This window comes from Streptococcus oralis (assembly GCF_001579175.1).
In the GTDB taxonomy this organism is placed as follows: domain Bacteria; phylum Bacillota; class Bacilli; order Lactobacillales; family Streptococcaceae; genus Streptococcus; species Streptococcus oralis_O.
The window spans coordinates 518,840-522,730 of sequence record NZ_KQ970759.1; the positions used below are offsets into that span (position 1 = coordinate 518,840).

Below are 3,891 nucleotides of genomic sequence, written 5' to 3' on the forward strand. Positions count from 1 at the left end.
TGTCAATTATTACTGATGTTTACGCTCGCGAAGTCCTAGACTCACGCGGTAACCCAACACTTGAAGTAGAAGTTTATACTGAATCAGGTGCTTTCGGACGTGGTATGGTTCCATCAGGAGCTTCTACTGGTGAACACGAAGCAGTTGAACTTCGCGACGGTGACAAATCTCGTTACGGTGGTCTTGGTACACAAAAAGCTGTTGACAACGTAAACAACATCATCGCTGAAGCAATCATCGGCTACGATGTACGTGACCAACAAGCTATCGACCGTGCTATGATCGCACTTGACGGTACTCCTAACAAAGGTAAATTGGGTGCAAACGCAATTCTTGGTGTGTCTATCGCTGTAGCTCGTGCTGCTGCTGACTACCTTGAAATCCCACTTTACAGCTACCTTGGTGGATTCAACACTAAAGTTCTTCCAACTCCAATGATGAACATCATCAACGGTGGTTCTCACTCAGACGCTCCAATCGCTTTCCAAGAATTCATGATCGTACCTGCTGGTGCACCTACATTCAAAGAAGCTCTTCGTTGGGGTGCTGAAATCTTCCACGCACTTAAGAAAATCCTTAAATCACGTGGTTTGGAAACTGCCGTAGGTGACGAAGGTGGATTCGCTCCTCGTTTCGAAGGAACTGAAGACGGTGTTGAAACTATCCTTGCTGCGATCGAAGCTGCTGGATACGTTCCTGGTAAAGACGTATTTATCGGATTTGACTGTGCTTCATCAGAATTCTACGATAAAGAACGTAAAGTTTACGACTACACTAAATTCGAAGGTGAAGGAGCTGCTGTACGTACTGCTGCAGAACAAATCGACTACCTTGAAGAATTGGTAAACAAATACCCAATCATTACTATCGAAGATGGTATGGACGAAAACGACTGGGATGGTTGGAAAGCTCTTACTGAACGTCTTGGTGGTAAAGTTCAATTGGTTGGTGACGACTTCTTCGTAACAAACACTTCTTACCTTGAAAAAGGTATTGCAGAAGGTGCTGCTAACTCAATCCTTATCAAAGTTAACCAAATCGGTACTCTTACTGAAACTTTCGAAGCTATCGAAATGGCTAAAGAAGCTGGTTACACTGCAGTTGTATCACACCGTTCAGGTGAAACTGAAGATTCAACAATCGCTGACATCGCAGTTGCAACTAACGCAGGACAAATCAAGACTGGTTCACTTTCACGTACAGACCGTATCGCTAAGTACAACCAATTGCTTCGTATCGAAGACCAACTTGGTGAAGTAGCTGAATACCGTGGATTGAAATCATTCTACAATCTTAAAAAATAATCGTTGATTTAACAACGTTTCTAGCTCCTCGGATTTTATCCGAAGGGCTTTTTTTCTGTTCAGGGGGCAAAAAAGGGGCTTTGTTTATGGTATAATAGACAAAAACACTTGTATTAGAAAGAAACTATGTCTAAAGAAATTGATATTGAGTACTACCACCAACTAGCCTTGCAAAAGCAAAAGGAGCACCGAAAAGTCTTAGCCAATCTAAAGAAAAAACCTCCTAAAAACTTAGATAAGATAGCCCAGCAAATTCACGAAGAAGTTTTTTCTGAGATTGATTGCACTGCCTGTGCTAACTGTTGCAAGACCTTGGGACCTGACTTCAAGGAAGCAGATATTACTCGTATTGCCAAGTATTTCAAGATGAAATTACCAGCCTTTGAAGCAGAGTTTCTCCAGGTGGACGAAGACGGTGACAAGGTTTTTAAATCCATGCCTTGCCCCTTTTTAGGTGGAGACAATCTCTGTTCTATCTATGATGTTCGTCCAAAGGCCTGTCGGGAATTTCCCCATACAGACCGTAAGAAGATTCATCAAATCAACCATTTGACGATTAAGAACACCTTGACCTGTCCTGCAGCCTATCTCTTTGTTGAGAAACTAAAGGATAAGTTATAAAAATTTACACCTTTAGATCTTGTACAAATATTCTAGGGCGGAAGTATCCTGTATTTGTTAGAATATAGATAGAATTGAACATGGCCTAAAAGCTATTATGTGAAAAAGAAAAAATTACCTAGAATAAGAAAAACTAACGTTAATTTTCCTATTTTCACTTTGCTTTTAACATCCTTTGTATCTTATGGAGGTAAGGAAAAAAGAATATGATGCATCAATTCAATCAAACCATGAATTATTTGGAGCAGCAACTGACTGTAGAAGTGGATATGAAAAGATTTCAGCAGCTATCGGGCTATTCTTACCCTCTCTTTAGCAGGCTCTTTTCCATCCTAGCAGATATGACTTTAGCGGAATATCTACGCAATCGCAGGCTGTCGGAGGCTGTGATGGACTTGCGGGAAGGTTCTGAGAAGGTCATTGACATAGCAATGAAATACGGCTATGACTCTGCGGATGCTTTTAGTGCGGCCTTTAAGAAATTCCATGGGGCAACTCCCTCAGAAGTTCGAAATGGAAAACCTTATCGGATCTTTCCTAGACTTCAATTATCCTTAAAGATTACAGGAGGAAAGAACATGGATATCAAGATTCAAAAGAAGCCTGCATTTACCGTTGCAGGCGTCCTATTGGAAGCTATTGACAATAGCAAATGCCCGTCTGCTTGGGAGTATCTCTATGCTCATCACAGCTTTGAAAGCCTAGAAAGTTTAGGTAGTGGTCAATCCTTTGGCGTCTGCTCGGATGTCAAAGAAGGCGAAATCATCAACTATATGGCTGCTTATGATGTGACGGATAAAGCTAAAGCAGAAGAATTGGGTCTGTCAATCAAAGACATATCTGAAGCTGAATATGCTATTGTACCAGTCAAAGGCCCTATACCAGCTAGCATTCACCATGCTTGGAAATATGTTCTAGAAATTTTTTTCCCAGAAACTGGTTATCGCCACTCAGGAGCGCCGGACTTTGAAGTCTATACTGAAGGAGACATGTCGTTACCAGACTATCAAATGGAACTCTGGATACCAGTGATCAAGGACTAGATTATTTTCTATTTTTTTATAAAGATGGAAAGCTGACTCTGTAGAAAGAACCTCTACAGAGTTTTTAATTGTTGACATTCATGTCCGTAAATCACAAATACCATATTTTTTGTTTGGAATTTATGGGGCATGAGAATAGTTTTCTCGGTATAATAGTCCCATAGAAGATAAGGAGGCAGGAATATGCAGATGTATTTTGGAGATGTGTCGCTTTGCTATAGCTATTCATTGGCAATGGCACTGGATAGCTATGGTTATGACTTTAAAGCAGAGTTTTTAGAGGCAATTATGGTGATGGGAAATGGCGCTAGTATCGTGAAGGAAGATGAGGAGCATCCTTTAGTATTCTTTGATAATGGAATGCCAGACCTTTCCATCTCCCATTCTTTAAAAATACTTGGGTTTGACTATGAGGACTTCTATCTAAAGGATGGAGCGGAAGTAGATTTGGAAGAGATTAAAAGAAAGTTGGAAACGTTTCTGTTCAATGGACCTGTCGTACTGGGACCTCTTGATATGGGCCATCTGACCTACAACCCCAATCACACAATCCTTTATGGTGTGGATCATTTTGTAACCGTGTATGGTATTGATGGGCAGTACCTTTATTTGCATGATCCAGCTGGTTTTGCCTGTATGAGGGTTACTTTTACTGACATTATAGAAGCTTGGAAGGCGGAGGATATTGACTATAAGCGTGGATCTTACTCCATGTGGGGAAATTTTAAGAAGGTCAAGAGTCCTAGTCAGACTGAAATCTTTCAGGAAACTGCAAGGATTATGAAGAACCGATATCTGAATGGCCAAAGTGGTGTTTTGGAATGCTATGCAAAAGCAGTTGCTGAAAATGGCTTAAATACGGAGCAAAAACAATTGCATCAGTATTTCAGCTTTAAACTTGCTGCTGTTCGAAATCTCTATCT

General features: G+C 40.8%; 4 protein-coding genes. All 4 read left to right on the plus strand.

The window, feature by feature from the left end:
- The first annotated feature begins 5 nt into the window (after window positions 1-5).
- On the plus strand, window positions 6-1,304 hold the full coding sequence (gene eno / locus SORDD24_RS02590; RefSeq protein WP_419579777.1) for a surface-displayed alpha-enolase: 1,299 nt from the start codon (window positions 6-8) through the stop codon (window positions 1,302-1,304).
- Window positions 1,305-1,430: 126 nt separating this feature from the next.
- The gene (locus SORDD24_RS02595; protein ID WP_042767880.1) at window positions 1,431-1,925 is read left to right on the plus strand and encodes a YkgJ family cysteine cluster protein; all 495 of its coding nucleotides are present in this window, start codon (window positions 1,431-1,433) and stop codon (window positions 1,923-1,925) included.
- Window positions 1,926-2,131: 206 nt separating this feature from the next.
- Window positions 2,132-2,968, plus strand: coding sequence for an AraC family transcriptional regulator (locus SORDD24_RS02600; RefSeq protein ID WP_061407168.1), 837 nt, complete (start codon window positions 2,132-2,134; stop codon window positions 2,966-2,968).
- 183 nt (window positions 2,969-3,151) lie between these two features.
- Window positions 3,152-3,891, plus strand: a 740-nt coding sequence (locus SORDD24_RS11260) for a cysteine peptidase family C39 domain-containing protein (protein ID WP_061407878.1), incomplete at its 3' end; no start/stop codon positions are given.